The 16,034-nt window shown below is 71.5% G+C and carries 13 protein-coding genes, 1 tRNA gene and 1 pseudogene; 1 reads left to right on the forward strand and 14 read right to left on the reverse strand.

Translation table 11 applies throughout. The features are described from left to right. Positions 1 to 2: 2 nt before the first annotated feature. From AB0J24_RS22955 to AB0J24_RS23000, 10 genes are all read right to left on the reverse strand, one after another. Positions 3 to 2,456 (reverse strand): glycoside hydrolase family 3 C-terminal domain-containing protein, encoded by a 2,454-nt coding sequence (locus AB0J24_RS22955; protein ID WP_358684565.1) that lies wholly within the window; start codon positions 2,454 to 2,456, stop codon positions 3 to 5. Then, a complete protein-coding gene (locus AB0J24_RS22960) occupies positions 2,447 to 3,526 on the reverse strand; it encodes a Gfo/Idh/MocA family oxidoreductase (RefSeq protein ID WP_358684568.1) in 1,080 nt (359 codons plus the stop codon). The genes AB0J24_RS22955 and AB0J24_RS22960 overlap by 10 nt, the downstream gene beginning before the upstream one ends. Next, a complete protein-coding gene (locus tag AB0J24_RS22965; protein WP_358684570.1) occupies positions 3,523 to 4,308 on the reverse strand; it encodes a phytanoyl-CoA dioxygenase family protein in 786 nt (261 codons plus the stop codon). Before AB0J24_RS22965 ends, AB0J24_RS22960 begins: the two co-directional genes overlap by 4 nt. Positions 4,309 to 4,354: 46 nt before the next feature. Further along, on the reverse strand, positions 4,355 to 5,311 hold the full coding sequence (locus AB0J24_RS22970) for an ABC transporter ATP-binding protein (RefSeq protein ID WP_358684573.1): 957 nt from the start codon (positions 5,309 to 5,311) through the stop codon (positions 4,355 to 4,357). Further along, entirely contained in the window at positions 5,290 to 7,161 is a 1,872-nt protein-coding gene (locus AB0J24_RS22975) for a dipeptide/oligopeptide/nickel ABC transporter permease/ATP-binding protein (protein WP_358684576.1), read from the reverse strand. The genes AB0J24_RS22970 and AB0J24_RS22975 overlap by 22 nt, the downstream gene beginning before the upstream one ends. After that, a complete protein-coding gene (locus tag AB0J24_RS22980; RefSeq protein WP_358684579.1) occupies positions 7,158 to 8,099 on the reverse strand; it encodes an ABC transporter permease in 942 nt (313 codons plus the stop codon). Before AB0J24_RS22980 ends, AB0J24_RS22975 begins: the two co-directional genes overlap by 4 nt. A gap of 22 nt (positions 8,100 to 8,121) precedes the next feature. After that, positions 8,122 to 9,666, reverse strand: a complete 1,545-nt coding sequence (locus AB0J24_RS22985; protein WP_358684582.1) for an ABC transporter substrate-binding protein — start codon at positions 9,664 to 9,666, stop codon at positions 8,122 to 8,124. A gap of 203 nt (positions 9,667 to 9,869) precedes the next feature. Continuing rightward, a complete protein-coding gene (locus AB0J24_RS22990; protein ID WP_358684584.1) occupies positions 9,870 to 10,901 on the reverse strand; it encodes a LacI family DNA-binding transcriptional regulator in 1,032 nt (343 codons plus the stop codon). Positions 10,902 to 10,940: 39 nt separating this feature from the next. Next, a complete protein-coding gene (locus tag AB0J24_RS22995) occupies positions 10,941 to 11,183 on the reverse strand; it encodes a hypothetical protein (protein ID WP_358684587.1) in 243 nt (80 codons plus the stop codon). Continuing rightward, a complete protein-coding gene (locus AB0J24_RS23000) occupies positions 11,180 to 11,671 on the reverse strand; it encodes a YajQ family cyclic di-GMP-binding protein (RefSeq protein ID WP_358684589.1) in 492 nt (163 codons plus the stop codon). Before AB0J24_RS23000 ends, AB0J24_RS22995 begins: the two co-directional genes overlap by 4 nt. Before the next feature lie 95 nt (positions 11,672 to 11,766). Here AB0J24_RS23000 and AB0J24_RS23005 point away from each other — a divergent pair. Continuing rightward, positions 11,767 to 11,848: transfer RNA gene (locus AB0J24_RS23005), tRNA-Tyr, on the forward strand. A 98-nt stretch (positions 11,849 to 11,946) separates the two neighbouring features. Here the strand turns inward: AB0J24_RS23005 and AB0J24_RS23010 are convergent. The 4 genes and pseudogenes from AB0J24_RS23010 to AB0J24_RS23025 all read right to left on the reverse strand — a co-directional run. Continuing rightward, positions 11,947 to 13,344 carry a tyrosine-type recombinase/integrase gene (locus AB0J24_RS23010; RefSeq protein ID WP_358684591.1) on the reverse strand — a complete coding sequence of 466 codons (1,398 nt, stop codon included), beginning with the start codon at positions 13,342 to 13,344 and terminating at the stop codon, positions 11,947 to 11,949. Then, on the reverse strand, positions 13,341 to 13,550 hold the full coding sequence (locus AB0J24_RS23015) for a helix-turn-helix domain-containing protein (protein ID WP_358684594.1): 210 nt from the start codon (positions 13,548 to 13,550) through the stop codon (positions 13,341 to 13,343). The genes AB0J24_RS23010 and AB0J24_RS23015 overlap by 4 nt, the downstream gene beginning before the upstream one ends. After that, on the reverse strand, positions 13,547 to 15,223 hold the full coding sequence (locus AB0J24_RS23020) for a replication initiator (RefSeq protein WP_358684596.1): 1,677 nt from the start codon (positions 15,221 to 15,223) through the stop codon (positions 13,547 to 13,549). Before AB0J24_RS23020 ends, AB0J24_RS23015 begins: the two co-directional genes overlap by 4 nt. Further along, a pseudogene (locus AB0J24_RS23025) lies at positions 15,220 to 15,945 on the reverse strand (cell division protein FtsK); the annotation flags it as partial. The pseudogene AB0J24_RS23025 and the gene AB0J24_RS23020, both read right to left, overlap by 4 nt. Between the last annotated feature and the right edge of the window lie 89 nt (positions 15,946 to 16,034).

The raw sequence follows: 16,034 nt of genomic DNA on the forward strand, positions 1-16,034 counted from the left end.
GTTCAGATCTCCAGGTCGAAGGTGTGTGAGATGTCGTCCACCGACCGTCCTACGTGGATCCGGTAGGTCCCCGGATCCACGCACCAGCCGGGTTCGCCGGGATCGTCGGCGAGCCGGAAGGGGGAGTCGGCCGCGAGATCGGCCGCCGCGGTGGCGCGGGTCGGCCGGGCCGGTCGCCAGTAGGCGAAGGCGCGGTCGTCCAGTTCGAACCGGACCAGGTGTTGCCCGCCCGGCCCGAGGCGGACCTTCTCGAAGGCGCGCAGCTCCTTGCGGGGACGGAACACCCGGGGGGCGAGGTGTTCCACGTAGAGCTGCACGACCTCCGAGCCCGCCCGGTGCCCGACGTTGTGCACCGGGATGTCGACGGTGCGTTCGCGCAGCACGGGCGCACCGATCTCGAAGGAGGTGTAGGAGAGCCCGTGACCGAAGGGGTAGCGGACGGGCAGGGCACGGGTGTCGTACCAGCGGTACCCGACGAGTACGCCCTCGCCGTAGCGGACCTCGTCGAACTCGCCGGGGAAGTTGCCGAAGGCCGGGGTGTGCTCGACGCGCAGCGGCAGCGTCATCGGGAGCCGCCCGCCCGGGTCGGTGGCACCGGTCAGGACGTCGACCAGGGCGTGGTCGGCCTCCTCGCCACCGAACCAGGAGTAGAGGACGGCGTCGACCTCGTCGGCCCAGGGCAGGGTCACCGCCGAACCCGCGTTGACGACCACGACGGTGGGGGTCCCGGTACCGGCGACCGCGGAGACCAGCTCGTCCTGCCGCCCGGGCAACGCCAGCGCGGACCGGTCGAGGGACTCCTGTTCCTCCTCCTCGTTCGTGCCGACGACCGCGATCACGAGATCGGCCGCCTCGGCGGCGGCGACCGCGCGGTCGAACCCGTCGTCGGCGGGCGCGACGCCGAGCCGTGCCCGGCAGGGCCCCCGGTCCGCCGGGCCGTCGAACTCGAGCCGCAGCTCGATCTCGTCGGATCCGGCGGTGACCGAGTACCGCCCCGGCGTGGTGGCGACCACGGTGCCGTCGAGGAGCAGCCGGACCGGCCGGTCCGCGGTGAGGCACAGGTCGTAGGCCTCACCGGGCACCGCGCTCATGAATCCGGTCGCCCGCACCGTGTAGGCCCCCGGCCCGAACCCGGGCGCGGGATCGCCGAAGAAGTCCAGGTCGGTGACGTCCCCGATGCAGGTGTGCACGATCGGACCGGTCGCGTCCCCGGCGAGGAACTCCACGGTCCAGCCCGGCTCCCCGGTGCCGGTGCGCAGCTCCGGGCCCTGGAGCACGGGCAGGTCCCGCTCCGGGCGGCATCCTGGCTCGTGCACGATCTCGACCCCGGGCCAGGTCGCCCGCAGCGCTTCGAGCAGCGAGGGATACCGGGTCGGCCGCAGGTGGGCCGAGCCGCCACCCATCAGCTGCAGGTGCGCGGCGTTCGGACCGACCACCGCGACCCGGGCCGGAGGACCGGTCACCGGGAGCACCCCGGTGTTGCGCAACAGCACGATCGACTCGGCGGCCGCTCGCCGGGCCGGTTCCGCCAGGTGGTCCCGGTCCGGGACGTCGGCCGGCCAGGCGGGCAGCTCGTCGGGATCGTCGAGCGCGCCGACCGCGGCGAACGCCCCGATCAGATGGGTGGCCTGCGCGGCGACGACCTCGGCCGGGAGCAGCCCCTGTTCGACGGCGGCGACGAGCGCGGGCCCGAAGGCCCGGCCGGGGCCGGGCATCTCCAGGTCCTGCCCGGCCAGCGCGCTCCCGACCGTCTCCGCCCTGGCCCACCAGTCCGAGACGACGAGTCCGTCGAACCCCCACTCCCCGCGGAGGACCTCACCGATCAGGCCGCGGTGGGCACCCGCCATCGCCCCGTTGATCCGGTTGTACGCCGTCATCACGGCGAGGACGCCCGCGTCCCGTACGGCCGCCTCGAACGGAGGCAGATAGATCTCGCGCAACGCCCGCTCGGGGACCACGGACTCGATCGTGTAGCGCTCGAACTCGGCCTCGTTCCCGGCGAAGTGCTTCACGGTGGCGACGACGCCCTCGGCCTGCACACCCTCGATGAACCCGACCGCGATCGCCGCCGTCAGCACCGGGTCCTCGGAGTAGCACTCGAACGTCCGGCCGGCCAGCGGCGAGCGGATGATGTTGACCGTCGGTGCGAGCAGCATCCGGCAGTCCAGCCTGCGGGTCTCCCGGGCGACGACGCCCGCGACGTCGCGGACCAGATCCGGGTCCCAGGTGGCACCGAGCGCGGTGCCGCAGGGGATGCACAGCACGCCCGGTGCCGCGGGCCCGCGGTAGAGACCACGGGCGCCGTTGGGGCCGTCGGTCATCCGCCAGCCGGGCAGCCCCACCCGGGGGACGGCGACCGTGGCCCACGGACCGTCCCCCACGGTGAGCGCAGCCTGCTCCTGCAGGGTCAGCCGGCCGACGAGCTCCGCGACCCGGTCCGCCTGCGTCATGCCCATGGCCCCGGCTCCACGTCCACCGACACCCCCTTGGTCGCGGCCGTCTCGACGGCGAGGGCGAGCAGATGGTCGGTGCAGGCGTCGGCAAGGGGATACGGTGCGGGACCCGCCCCCCGGCGCCAGGACGCGGTCGCGTCGAGCAGGGTCAGGATCGCGATCTCCTCGTCGGCCAGCCGGTGACCGGAGTAGGGGTTGACCCACATCAGCTCGCCGTCGAGCTGGATGTGGTCGGTGTCGTAACCCTCCAGGTCGAGGTCGTAGCCACTCTGCCTGCGCAGCAGCGGCGAATCGGTGATCAGCTCGGTGTCCCGCAACCGGGTCACCGTGTGGTCCACGATCTCGCCGTGGCTGCCCCGGATCACCAGCCGGCGTCCGCGCAACCGGTTGTGCCACTGGTTGTCGGTGAAGTCGTAGACCCCCGTCCCGGCCGGGCCGAAGTCGAACGTCGCGAGGGTCGTGGTCGCCTCCTTCGGTGTCGCGTCACCGGTCCACCCGCCGCGGGTGAGCGGATCCACCAGCGGTCCCCGGAACCGCCGGGCGTCGACCACGGCGGGCGGGTGCCCGGCGCCTAGGAAACCGCGGATCATCGACACCGCGTGGTACTGGTGGGTCGAGGACACCTGGACCGACGACACGGTGCCGAGCAGCCCGGACCGCACCGCGGCCAGCCGGGCGGCATGCATCGGCATGAGCATGTACTGTTCGGCGACCTGCACCAGCCCGGACCCGCCGACCCGGGCCCACAGCCCGGCCAGCCCGGACTCGTCCGGGGCGGGCGGGGTCTCGCTGAGCACGGCGATCCCGTGCCCGACGAGCTCCTCGACGACACCGGGATTGGCCTCCCAGGGCACCGAGCTGATCACGAAATCCGGGCCCGCGTCCGCCACCAGGGCCGCCGTCGTCGGAAAGACGGGGACATCCCAGGCAGCGGCCACCTCCACCGCCCGCTCCGGACGACGGGCGACGACCCCGGCGACCTCGAGCCGGTCAGGGAGCAACCGGCCGAGGCGGACGAAGTACTCGGCGCGCCAGCCCGTGCCGACGACACCGAAGCGAACGGGTGAGCTCATGCCGAGGCGCTCACGGTGTTGAAGCGGTACACGTGCCGGAGTTCCTCGCTCCACGACTCCCACGCCTCCGGGGCGATCGGGATGAGCGGCGAACCGGTCTCGGCCTCGAAGCGGTACCAGTCGCGCTGGTAGACCATGGCGAGCATCGGCCGCAGGTCCTCGCTGCGGTTCGGGGTGCCGCGGTGCCAGCCACGGGTGTCCCGGATGATCAGGGAACCGGCCGGGCAGAGCACGAACTCGGACGGGACGTCCTTGCTCGCCTCGGCCGCGTTCTGACCGGCGATCAGGTGCGTGGCGCCGCCCCACATCTCCAGCGGACCGTTGTCCTCGCGGAAGTCGACCAGCGGGACGTCGACGACGTAGGCGTAGCCGGGCAGCGCGATCGGCAGCTCCGGGAACAGCGGGTAGCCGTCGGCGTGGGCGTTCTGGAACTCCGAGCCGGGCAGCGGGGTGTCGGCGGCGAGATAGGTGCAGGCCAGCTTCTCGCCCAGCAGCTCGGTCAGGGCGCCGCGCACCAGCGGCGAGTACGCGATGTCCTCGCGTGCCCAGATGCCGGCCATCGGCAGGTAGATGCCGTAGCGCTTGGCACCACGGTTGGCCTCGAGCTTCGGCATCTGACGCGCCAGCTCCTCGTCGAACGCGGTGCGCAGCTCGGCGACGGTCCCGGCGTCGTACACCGATTCGAGCAGCACGACACCGTCCAGGCGCAGTGCCTGTGCGATCTTCGCGTCGAGCTCGCCCTTCTCCTGCAGGGCGGTCCATTGGGTCTTGTCGAGCCTCATGATGATCTCCTCGGATTCGGGTGGTGGTGGCGGCGGGGTTCGGGGGTCAGGCGGCCCGTCGGTCGGCGGCGAGCAGGTGACAGGCCACGCGGCGGTGACCGACCTGCTCCTCGGCCGGGCGGACCGTGTGGCAGACGGGTTCGGCCACGGGGCAGCGGGGGGCGAAGGGGCAACCGTTCGACGACTGCGCGGTCGGGGGCGCCGCGGAGGCGGAGACCACCCCGGCCGCTGCGCGGGCGGTCCGGCGGCGGCGTTGTTCCTCCGGGTCCACCACCGGTGCGGCGGCCCACAGGGCCTGCGTGTAGGGGTGCAGCGGTCCGGCGCAGATCTCCGCGGCCGGTCCGGCCTCCATGACCCGGCCCCGGTAGAGCACGACGATGCGGTCCGACAGGTGTTCGACGGCCACCAGGTCGTGGGCCACGAACAGCAGCGCGACCCCCGTGCGGTCCTGCAGCTCGGCGAACAGGTTGAGGATGGCGGCCTGGGTCGAGAGGTCGAGTGCGCTGATCGGCTCGTCGCAGACCACGAGCTTCGGGTCCGGTCCGATGGCCCGGGCGATCGCGATGCGCTGGCGCTGCCCGCCGGAGAACTGGTGGGGATACCGGTGCCGGGCGTCCGCGGGGAGCCCCACGGACTGCAGCAGCGCGGCGACGTGCTCGTCGGTGCGGCGGTCGGGCGGGAGGCCCTCCCGCACGGTGGCGCCGACGGTCATCCGGGGGTCCAGCGAACTGTGCGGGTCCTGGAACACGACCTGCAGTTCGTGCGCGAGCGCGCGCCGGGTCCGCCGCGAGGCGTGCCCGATCTCCTGGCCCGCGAAGCGGATCGACCCCTCCGACGGCGGGACGAGCCCGAGCACCGCCCGCCCGATCGTCGACTTGCCCGAGCCTGACTCGCCGACCAGGCCGACGGTCTCGCCGGCGGCGACGTCCAACGAGACGCCGTCGACACCGAGGGTCCGCTTGAACCGGACGGACAGGTCCGTCACCTCGAGGAGAGCTGCCACGATTCCTCCTTCTGCGCGACGGGATGCAGGCAGCGGACGCGGTCGGCGAGCACGACGGGGTGCAGCAGGCACTCCTCCGTGGCGTCCGTGCACCGGTTGGCGTAACGACAGGTCGGGACCCACTCGGCGGGCGGCGGGACCGAGCCCGGGATGGTGGGGAGCGGAGCGCGGCCCTGGCCCGGTTCGGGCAGTGCGGCCAGCAGGTCCCTGGTGTACGGGTGCCGCGGCGCGGCGATCACCTCGGCGACCGTGCCGTGCTCGACGACCTGCCCCGCGTACATGACGGCGACCTCGTCCGCGACGTCGGCGACCACGCCCCAGTCGTGCGTCACCAGGACCACGGCGGTGCCGTCCTGGGCCTGGATCTCCCGGAGCAGATCGAGGATCTCCGCCTGTACGGTGACGTCGAGGGCGGTGGTCGGCTCGTCGGCGATCAGCACCCGGGGCCTGCCGGTCAGCGCGATCGCGATGGCGACGCGCTGCGCCATACCACCGGAGAGCTGGTGCGGGAAGCTGCGGGCCACACCCTCGGCGTCGGCGATGCCGACCCGGCGCAGCAGCTCCACCGCCTCGGTCCTTGGTGCGGTGCTGCCGTGCAGCTTCAGCGGTTCGCGCAGCTGGCTGCCGATGGAGTAGGACGGGTCGAGCGAGGCGATGGGTTCCTGCGAGATGTAGGCGATCCCGTTGCCGCGCACCGACTCCAGCTCTTTCTCCGATGCGCCGGCGAGCTCGCGCCCGTCGAGGACGACCGAACCGTCCACGTGCGCGTCCGGGGGGAGCAGCCCGGCGAGCGCCAGGGCGGTGAGGGTCTTGCCGCAGCCGGACTCACCGACCAGGGCCAGGGTGCGGCCGGGGTGCGCGGCGAGCGTGACGCCGTCGACCACGGTGAGGTCGCCGAAGGAGACCCGCAGATCGGTCGCGGCGAGCACGGAACCCTCCGGGACGGCCGGCTCCGGCCGCACGGTCTCCCGGTCGCGGACCGCCACCGGCCGGGCCCGCTCGTCGGTCAACGCGTCCCCGACCAGGTTGAACGCCAACGCGGTCAGCACGATCACCCCGCCGGTGGGGACCATCAGCCACGGCGACTGGTAGAGGTACTGCGAGGCCTCCTGGACCATCGCGCCCCACTGCGGTGCGGGTGGGGGCGCGCCCAGCCCGAGGAAGCTCAGGCCGGCCTGCAGCAGCAGCGCGGTCGACGCGGTGAGCGACGCCTGCACCACGATCGGCCGGATCATGTTCGGCAGCACGTGGCGCACCAGTGTCCAGGCGGGGGAGACCCCGGCGACGGTGGCGGCGTCGACGAACAGTTCGTGCCGGACCTCCGCCGCGCCCGCCCGGGCCAGCCGGAAGAAGGCCGCGGAGACCAGGAACCCGTAGGCGATCATCGCGTAGGTCAGGTCCCGGCCGAGCACGGCGAGCACCAGCAGGAGCAGCAGGATGCCGGGCAGGGCCAGGATCAGGTCCGCGATCCGTGAGGTCAGCGTGTCGAACCAGCCCCCGACGTAACCGGCGACCACCCCGATGGTCAGGCCGAGGGCCAGGCCCACCGCGATGGCGACGAGCACGCCACCGATCGCGGAGCCCGCGCCGTGGAGCAGGCGGCTGAACACGTCCCGGCCGAGGTTGTCGGTGCCCAGCCAGTACGTGCCGCTCGGCCCCTGCAGGCTCGCGCCGATGTCGGAGGCGAGCGGGTCGTGCGGGGCGACGACCGGGGCGAGCAGCGCTCCGAGGAGCAGCAGCACGATCCAGCCGAGGCCCAGCACCAAGCGGGTGTCCGGTCGGCGGAAGCGGTGGGCGGGTGGGGCCGCCAGCATCTTCGCCGGGTCGGCGGCGGCGACGGAGTGGGTCATGAGACGCGTGCCTTCGGGCTCAGGGCGTAGGTGAGGATGTCCACGACGAGGTTGACCGCGATGACCGCGGCCGTGGAGTAGATGACGACGCCCTGGATGGTCGGGATGTCGTGGGCGGAGGCCGCTTCGACGGTGAGGGCGCCGACACCGCCCAGGGCGAACACCTGCTCGATCACGACCGCGCCGCCGAGGACGCCGATGAACTGCAGGCCCAGCGTCGTGCAGACCGGGATCGCGGCGTTGCGCAGCGCGTGCTTCCACACCACCGAGCGGCGTGGGACGCCCACGGCACGCAACGAGCGGATGTAGGGGCGGTCCAGCTCGTCGCGCATCGCGACCCGGGTCTGCCGGGCCACCGCGGCGACCTGGATCAGGCACAGCGCGGTCAGCGGCAGTACCAGGTGCACCAGCCAGGCCACGGGGTCGGTGAGGAACGGGGTGTAGCCGGTCGCGGGCAGCCACCGCAGCCAGATGGAGAACACCAGCACCAGCACGACGGCGAGCCAGAAGGTGGGCAGCGCGAGCCCGACACCGGAGCCGGTGGTCAGGATCCGGTCCAGCAGCCCGCCCCGGGTCGCGGCGACCACGCCCACCCAGATCCCCAGCACGGCGGAGAGCAGGCAGGCGATGATCGCGAGCGACATCGTGATCGGCATCCGGCTCGCGACGACCTCGTTGACGTCGCTGCCGGTCAGCAGCGAGTTCCCGAGGTCCCCGGTGAGGACCTGGCCGAACCAGACGAACAGCTGCTCGAGCGGCGGGCGGTCCAGGCCCATCTCCTGTTCGAGCCGGGCGATCGCCTCCGGGGTCGCCTGGTTGCCCAGGATCGTCGCGGCCGGGCTGCCCGGGATGAGCTGCACGAGCAGGAAGGTGATCGCGCAGACCACGATCATCAGCGGGACCGACTCGACGAGCCGGCGTCCGATCAGGCGGAGCATGTCTCGATCACCTTCCTGCGGCTCACGAGGACGAGGCCGGTGCGGGGGTCCAGTCGTAGAGCAGCGGAGGCTCGACGACCGACATCTCGACACCCTCGACGGTGGGCGAGTGCGCGATCCCGCTGATGCCCGCCTGGAACGGGATGATCCAGGCCAGCTCGGTCAGCCGGGTGTTGAGCTGGGTGAGCAGCTGTGCCCGCTCCTCGTCGGTCGCCGCCGAGCCCGCCCGGGCGTACAGGTCGGTCAGCTGCGGGTCGGAGGAGGCGAACGGGTTGAACCCGCCGTCCGGCAGCACGATCTGACCCAGGTCGTAGTAGGAGTCGAGGGCGCCGTAGGGCAGGTACGCGGCGGCGTACTCACCGGAGAGCATCTTCGTGACCCACTGGTTCGTCGGCACGTTGTCGATCTGCAGGGTGATCCCGACCTGGGCGAGCTGGGCGGCCAGCGCCTGGGTCATCTGGTCGTAGCTCGAGGTGCTCACCATGGGCAGGGTGAAGCCCTCGGCGAACCCTGCCTCGGCGAGCAGCTGCCTGGCCCGGTCGAGCTGGAAGCCGTACTGCTCGTTCAGGGCGGGGTCGTAGCCCTCCATGCCCTCCTTGAGGATCTGGCTGGTCGCCACCGCGTAACCCTTGGACAGCCCGTCGACGATCTCGTCCCGGTCGATGGCCATGCCGATCGCCTGGCGCACGCGCTGGTCGCCCAGCGCCGGCACGACCGTGCCCGCCCGGTCGAGCAGCCAGAGCGTGTCCACGTTGTACGGGACGCCCGCGAACGGGATCCCCGCCTGGTCCTTGATCTCCAGCTGCGGGATCGTATAGAGCTTACCGATCTGGACCTCGTCATTACGCAGCGCATTCACCATGGCACTGGTGTCGGCGATCGGCCGAATGTTGACCGTCTCGTAGTGAAAGTGCGAGGAATTCCAGTAGTCGTCGCGCTTCGTGTACACGTAGGAACTGTTCGGAACCGAAGCGGCCGTGTCCAGGACGTACGGACCGGTTCCCACCGGCGCGGTGGCCAGGGTCTCCGCGCCCAGTGACTCGGGGGCCACCATCATCCCGGTGATCGACGAGAAGACCGTGGGGAGCGAGGGGAACGCCGTCGACAGGGTGATCCGGAGCTGGGTCGGCGAGGTGACGGAGACCTCCGAGATCGCCGCGAGCTGACCGGACAGCGGCCCGGACCCGGTGCGCTGGAAGTCGATGTTGGCCTTCGCCGCCTCCGCGTCGAACGGGGTGCCGTCGCTGAAGGTCACCCCCTCGCGCAGGTCCATCACGAAGGTGGTGGGGTCCTCATAGGACCAGTCCGTGGCCAGGTTGGGGGTGTAGGACCCGTCCGGCATCCGGCGGATGAGCGTGTCGTAGACCGGCTCGAGATAGAACTTGACGTTGATGTCGCTCTTGGTCGGGTCGAAGTTGGCCTGGGCGAACCCGGCGTCGGCGATCGTGATCTCCGTCGGGTCGCCCGCGGCGCCCCCGGTCCCCCCGCCCGCGCATCCGGCGAGCGTGACCGCCAGCGCGGCCGCGATCGGGGCCAGCAGTCGTCTGCCGGCACGTGCGAACAGCACCTTGCCTCCTGATCAGGTGAAAATGAGGGTCGACGAGTGGGGCGCGATGTGCCGGAGCACGGTGCGGCATCCATTCGACCGACGACGATCTACGTCGATCGTGAGTCCTCGAGTCTTCGTCGGGATGAATGAAGCCTGACACGAAAGCGCTTTCACGACAAGCCTCGAACTATTGCCGGTCTGTTACGGCCGCGAGTCCTGTGTTACGGGACGCAGCCGCAGCTGCGTCGGACGACGAGCTGCGTGGGCAGCACGATCGGCCCGTCGGTGCTGTCGCCGTCGAGGCGGCGGACCAGCGACCGAACCGCCTGCGCCGCCAGGTCGGTCACCGGCTGGCGGACCGTCGTCAGGGGCGGATCGACGTAGCGGGCGATCCACACGTCGTCGAAGCCGGTGACGGCGACGTCCGCGGGCACGCGCAGCCCGCGCTCCCGCAGTGCGGTGACCGTCCCGATGGCCACCTCGTCGTTCACGCAGATGATCACCTCGGGGGTCGGCTCCGCCGCGAGACGCGTGGCCACGGCACCGGCCGCGCCGGACGAGCCGGGCTCGACCGTCCACAGCCGCACCCGCACGTCGCGCGCCGCGGAGACCTGTTCGAGCGCGCGCCGGCGGGCGGCGTGGTCCGAGACGGCTTCGGGCCCCACGATCGCGACGACGTCGGTGAACCGGTGCGGCCCGTCGAGCAGGTGCTCGGCGAGAGCCCTGACCCCGGCGTCCTGGTCGGCCCGGACCACGGTCGTCCGTGCACCGGCACGTCCGGCGAACCACACGGCCGGGAAGCGCTCGGCGAGGCGGTCCAGTGCTTCCTCGTCGAGGACCTCGTCCATGAGCATCAGCCCGTCGACCCGTCCGGTCAGCGCCGTGACGGTCGCCTCGTCACCGGGACGCACGCCCGAGAGCAGGAGCGAATAGCCGCTGCGCTCGGCCTCGCGTTCGGCGGCCCGCATCGCCACGTCCAGGTAGCCCGGCCACTCCGGGTCCTCCGGCCGGGTGGCGTGATACTCCTCGCGCAGGAAGACGAACCCGAGGATCCCGGTGCTGCGCCGGCTCAGGCCGCGGGCGGCGCCGCTCGGCACGAACCCGAGCTCCGAGATAGCCCGCAGTACCCGTTCGCGGTTGTCCTGTCGCACAGCCGGATCGCCGTTGATGACGCGGGAGACCGTCGAGATGGAGGAGCCGGAGCGCTTCGCGACCTCGTAGATCGTGACGCGGTCCTGTTGACGCCGACTCAAGCAACGACCTTTCAACAGCGGGCGGTGAGGCGAGCATAGTCACCCGGCCCGGGGGCGATCGGCGCGCGAGGCCCGTCCGGATGTGGGCACACCGATCACCGGGGGCGTCTGCCCCGAGCGCTGCGGTAGCTCCACGACCGTGCCGACCCGGGGCGAGTCGGTGACCACTGCCGCCGCTGCGCGGCCGTCGACCTCCGCCGGGTCGGTGGTCCGGCCGTGCTGCCCGGCGACCACTGCCGCCCGGACCGCACGGGTGGTCAGGTCGGGGGGGCGGCCGGTCACCGGTAGTTGGTGAACTGGAGCGCGATCCCGAAGTCCTTGGACTTCAGCAGCGAGATGACGGCCTGCAGGTCGTCCTTCTTCTTGCCGGAGACGCGCAGCTGGTCACCCTGGATCTGAGCCTGGACACCCTTGAGCTTCTCGTCCCGGATGGCCTTGCTGATCTCCTTCGCCTTGTCCTGAGCGATGCCCTGCAGGATCTTGCCGCTCGCCTTGTAGCTCTTGCCGGAGAGCTGGGGTTCGTCGGCCTCGAACGCCTTGAGCGAGATCTGGCGCTTGATCAACTTCTCCTTGAAGACCTCGATGCCGGCGCGCAACCGCTCCTCGGTGTCGGATTCGAAGACCACCGACTCCTCACCGGACCAGGCGATCGTGGTGTTCGTGCCACGGAAGTCGAACCGCTGCGAGAGCTCCTTCGCAGCCTGGTTCAGCGCGTTGTCGACCTCCTGGCGGTCGACCTTGCTCACGACGTCGAACGACGGGTCGGCCATCTCTGGTCCCTCCTCGGGGTGGGGCCCCCTCGTCGGGCCCCCTCGCGTCGTGTCGTATCCTCGTCCACGCACTGAGAGAGATCGACGTGCACCCCGGCTGGTTGCCCGAGCGGCCAAAGGGAGCGGACTGTAAATCCGTCGGCGTAGCCTTCCCAGGTTCGAATCCTGGACCAGCCACAGCAGGTGAAAAAGACCCCCGACCAGCGGAAACGCCGGAACCGGGGGTCTTCTTCGTTGTCCGGGTGTGTCCGGCTCCGGCGGCTCGTGGCGGGTCTTCACGGACCATGCACGGACTGATCTTGGTCGCGGATGGCGTCCTCCACACGACGGCGGACCGCGTCGTCCTGACCGGCGATGCACTTGGCGTAGACCCGCAGCAGGACGTCCACGCTGTGTCCGGCCCAGGACGCGACCTGCGGGGCGGGGACACCGCCGTTGAGCCAGGTGGACACCGCGGCGTGCCGGAGGTCGTAGGGACGCCGTGCGAGCGGTGACGCGGCCTCCTCCGCGGTCAGTGCCTCGGTACGGGCGAGGGCCCACAGGCGGCCGTACAGGCTCTCCGAGAGCGGGCCGCCCCGGGCGCCCCGGAACAGCCGGCCTTCCGTGGTGGTGCCGTGCTCGTCGAGGTGCCGCCGCAGCAGGGCGGTCAGCGCCGGCGGGGACGGGACCACCCGGACCTCCTCCGCTCCCCGGTGCTTGAGCTGGCGCGGCTCCCGGCGGGTGCCGGACTCACTCCATGCCCGGCCGGCCGACGGGGCGGAGGCATTCAGGTACAGCTCACCCCACCCGCGTTCGGGCAGTGACAGGGCCTCCTTACGCAGCTCGACGGCCTCACCCGGACGCAGGGCGGCGTAGTACATGACACCGAAGAACGCGACGAGTGGCGGCCCGGACCGCTGGCCACGGACAGCGTCGAGGAGTGCACGGGCCTGCCGGTGGTTGATCACGACCCGAGGGTTCACCGCCTCGGTGATCCTCGGGGCGCGCCAGCGGAGCGAGGTGATCGGGTTGCCGGACAGGTGGCCGAGCTCCACCGCGTACTCCACGGCGTTGTAGAAGATCGCCCGCTTGCGGCTCACCGTCGACGCAGCGGCGGGCTTGCCGTCCATGCGCAGGGCCAGAGCGTCCAGAGCAGGCCGGAGCACGGTCGGGTCCGCGAGAGCGGTCACGGGCACGGTGTGCGCGGAGACCCAGCGCTCGACCCGGACCAACTCGTCCGGAGGAGGGCCGGCGGCCCGCGTGCGAGCGTTGAACGACCAGCCGTAGAGGAGTTGCCGAACGGTCGCGGCGGCCGGTCGGCTCCGGGCGTCGGTGAACAGCGCCGGAGTGACCGTCGCGAGGGACTCGGCGATTCCCTGACGGCTCTTGCCGGCTGCGTGCGGCCACTTCATGTCCACATAGGCCATGGCGTGCGCGTACCAGCTCGTCACCTGCTCCTCGGGGCGCTGCCACGACACCGGTCGTCCCGTGGCGATGACGAACGCCTCCCCACGACGGGTGGTGCTCACCAGCTCCGAGCGGAAGCTGTCGGCGAGAGCCCGGGTCGGGAACGTGTCGTGCCACTCCTTGCCCGCGACGATCCACCGCACCCGGTACCGGGGCCCGTCCCGGCGCACCCGCTTCGTCACCGACCAGACCCGGACGTCGAAGGTCGTCGGCTCGTCGTCGCTCATGCCGCGTCTGTCAGAGCAGCGAGCCAGGCATCCAGATCTGTCCGGCGGACCCGGATCGCACCGTTCGGGAGCCGGACGCAGCGCGGACCGCGCCCGAGCTGGCGCCACTGGTAGAAGGTCGAGCGGGCCACCTGCAGTTCCGCGCACAGCTGCTCCACCGTCAACTGCTCCATACCCGCGACCGGCGCCCGATCCTTGGCCTTCATGCCGCTGCTCCCTCGGTTGCCGAACGGTCGTCGGGTGGTGCGTCGGTGGTGGCCAGGACGGCGGCGTCGTAGTCGGCGCGCCATCGGGAGCGTTGGTTGATCGCATGGAGCAGCAGGACCGTGCGGGGTGGCACGTCGGAGTCCCCGGGCTTGGTCGTCTCCCAGGTGAACGGGCCGTCGTCGACGGCGTAGGCGGGCTGCACTCCGGCGCGGTCGAGGAGTTGCCGAACGAACGCGGTCCGCTCGGCGCGGTGGTCGGACAGGGACTTGTTGGACCACTTGCGGGAGACCAGGACGCGGCGCCCGGCGATCCCGAGGTGCTCGGGCTTGTGCGCTTTGCCCTTGCAATGCCCGGGTGTCGTTCCGGGGCGGGCGCCCTTGGGTTCGACGCCGTAGAGCAGCCAGATCGGGCAGCGCGGCGAGCACGGCGTGATCGCGAGTTCCGCGGCGAGGCGGCGGGCGTGCTCCCGCTGCCGGGAGGTAGCGGTGTCGTCGAGGCCGGCGGCCTGTCCGACGGATTTGGTGAGGTACTTGGTCAGGTAGCCGATGTGGCGGCCGGCCTCTTCGGTGCCGCCGAGGATGCCTTTGACGTGGACCTGGGGCCCGAACACCACCGTGTGCGCCGGGGCCGCGAGCGCGTCGGGGTCGGTGGCCTCGTCCCAGGTGGGCAGCGGGGCGCGGGTGTCGGGGTCGACGAACGCCTTGTGGTGGTGGTCCCAGCGCGGGAGCCGGTCTCCGGAGTAGACGATGTCGTCGTGGGCGGGCCACCAGACCTGGTGGTAGGTGGCGGCGGTGATCGCGCGGAGTTCGGTGCGGGGGATGGTGCCGCGGATGGCGGCGTGGAAGTGCGGGGCTCCGCGTTTCTGGGGTTCGACGGTGCCGAAGTACTGCACGTCCCAGCCGACGCAGCGGCGGGTGTTCTGCCAGAACCGGTCCAGCAGCTTGGGGAAGTGGATCGCATCCCGGGCGGCCCGGCGGTAGTCGTAGGAGTCGGGGTCGAGCGCGGCGCCGTGCTTGTCCACCCGCCCGTACGTGTCGAGTGTGAGCGTGAGGAACGTGGAGGGTCGGTACTTGCCGCCGAACACCCGTCCGAGGGTGCGGTCCTCCACCGGGCGGCGGGGCAGGTTGGGTGCGTCCTGGCGTCGTCGGGTGGAGCGGCGCACGGTCTGCGGTGTCGGGTCGAGCGGGGCGAGCCGTCCACGGACCCCGAGCGCGCGCAGCTCCTGGTCCACCTCTGCGACCGTCTCGCGGATCTCCTCGCACTCTTCCTCGTCGCGCTTGGTGCGGGCGTCGGTGTAGGCGGCGTGCAGGTCCGCCCGCACCGTCATCAGTTCCTTCTGCGCGGCGGTCGGGTCGGCGGGCCTGGCGATCGGTTCGTCCTCGAGGTGCCAGCCCTCCCTGCACTGGACCATCCGCAGGCGTCGGGCCTTCTCCGCGCACGGGTGACACTGGTCCTCCCGCGTCGACCCGCACGGCACGGGCACGACGTCGACCCGGCCGCTGCTCTGGTCGATCCGGCGCATGGCCAGCGGGCGGACACAGACGCCGTGGTCCTCGGCGAGCTGCGTGGCGACCTCGTTGGACAGCGCCAGCATGGCCTTCTGAGCGCGGGTGAGCTTGTCCTGGTCGATCGGGACAGAGCCGGCCTCGGGCGTTGTCTCATTGGCGCTCATGCGGCACCTCCGGCGGGCAGCGCGGGCGTCCCGGGGCGAAAGGGCAGCACCGGCGCGGGTCGCCGGGCCGGTTCGGGCGAGGGGGCGGTGACGAACCGTTCCAGGGCCTTGATCGCGTCATCCGGAACCCAGGCGGCGCGCACGCGCAGGGGTTCGCGAATGCCTTCCCCGAACAGGTACCCGACGCCGGGTTCGGATTCGCCGATGCGGTTCGCCCACGCACCCCGGTCGTAGGCGTGCTCGCCCAGGACCATCCCGACGTGAGACTTGGAGGCCACGCGCAGGCAGATGCGGCGCGGGAACAGCTCCCGGACCGGGACGGTGTCCTTGGTGGGTTCCTGGACGTAGCCGCGCACGGTGAACCCCAGCGCCCGGCCCTGGGTGGTCAGCAGTGCGATCCGCTCGGTGATGGCCTCGCGGGTCTTGCGGTCTCCGACGTAGCGCAGCAGGGCGCCGATCTCGTCGAACTCCACGATCTCCAACGGCGTGTCCCGAGTGATCGGAACGAGCCGTGTCTTTCCGGCGTGGGCACGCTTGCGGGCTTCCATCTCCTCGACGAGGTCGTCGAGCAACGCCAGGGCGTCCTTGCTGGTGACGGCGTAGCGGTGGAACACGTCGCGGCCGTAGGCCAGTTCCATGCCCTTGGGGTCGATCCCGTTGACCCGCACCAGGCCGTCCCGGATCGCGGGTGCGATCGAGAGCAGGGGCGTCCACATCAGTGAGATGCTTCTATGACTGTCAAGTGGTCATCGGGGATGTGTGGGTGGCTGTGAGGAGCCGGAAGAGTTCGCGGCTGATGTAGCGCTTGAGG

The sequence above is a fragment of the Pseudonocardia sp. NPDC049635 genome, assembly GCF_040659795.1.
Taxonomy (GTDB): Bacteria; Actinomycetota; Actinomycetes; order Mycobacteriales; family Pseudonocardiaceae; genus Pseudonocardia.

Bases quoted from the DNA above. Each gene is read 5' to 3' on its own strand.
- AB0J24_RS22965 (WP_358684570.1), bottom strand. From the start codon at position 4,308: ATGAGGCTCGACAAGACCCAATGGACCGCCCTGCAGGAGAAGGGCGAG.
- AB0J24_RS22955 (WP_358684565.1), bottom strand. From the start codon at position 2,456: ATGGGCATGACGCAGGCGGACCGGGTCGCGGAGCTCGTCGGCCGGCTG.
- AB0J24_RS23020 (WP_358684596.1), bottom strand. From the start codon at position 15,223: ATGAGCGCCAATGAGACAACGCCCGAGGCCGGCTCTGTCCCGATCGAC.
- AB0J24_RS23015 (WP_358684594.1), bottom strand. From the start codon at position 13,550: ATGAAGGCCAAGGATCGGGCGCCGGTCGCGGGTATGGAGCAGTTGACG.
- AB0J24_RS22980 (WP_358684579.1), bottom strand. From the start codon at position 8,099: ATGCTCCGCCTGATCGGACGCCGGCTCGTCGAGTCGGTCCCGCTGATG.
- AB0J24_RS22960 (WP_358684568.1), bottom strand. From the start codon at position 3,526: ATGAGCTCACCCGTTCGCTTCGGTGTCGTCGGCACGGGCTGGCGCGCC.
- AB0J24_RS23010 (WP_358684591.1), bottom strand. From the start codon at position 13,344: ATGAGCGACGACGAGCCGACGACCTTCGACGTCCGGGTCTGGTCGGTG.
- AB0J24_RS22975 (WP_358684576.1), bottom strand. From the start codon at position 7,161: ATGACCCACTCCGTCGCCGCCGCCGACCCGGCGAAGATGCTGGCGGCC.
- AB0J24_RS23000 (WP_358684589.1), bottom strand. From the start codon at position 11,671: ATGGCCGACCCGTCGTTCGACGTCGTGAGCAAGGTCGACCGCCAGGAG.